The sequence below is a fragment of the Pauljensenia sp. UMB1177 genome (genome assembly GCF_030217965.1).
Lineage (GTDB): Bacteria > Actinomycetota > Actinomycetes > Actinomycetales > Actinomycetaceae > Pauljensenia > Pauljensenia turicensis_A.
The window spans coordinates 1-256 of record NZ_JASOOV010000041.1; the positions used below are offsets into that span (position 1 = coordinate 1).

Below are 256 nucleotides of genomic sequence, written 5' to 3' on the forward strand. Positions count from 1 at the left end.
GCGCATCTCCTGCGTTCTTACACCAGTCAGCATGACCATCTTCGTAGCATTTTTAGTGATGATGCTACCGGTATAAGCTTCGAGATCCCGAATAAAATGAGGCAATTCTTCGGCAGATAGAAATGGATGATGTTTTTGCTTAGGAACGGCCAGAGCGATGGCTAAATCAGGCGCAGGATTGTATTCAGCGCGGCCAGTTATGATTGCGTAGCGATAAACCTCACCGCACCTCTGACGTACCTTACGTGTTTTCTCT

Annotated in this window: 1 protein-coding gene; it reads right to left on the reverse strand. The window is 47.3% G+C overall.

The window, feature by feature from the left end:
- A partial coding sequence (locus QP442_RS08510; protein ID WP_442953385.1) for a tyrosine-type recombinase/integrase occupies nt 1-256 on the reverse strand: 256 nt, incomplete at both ends.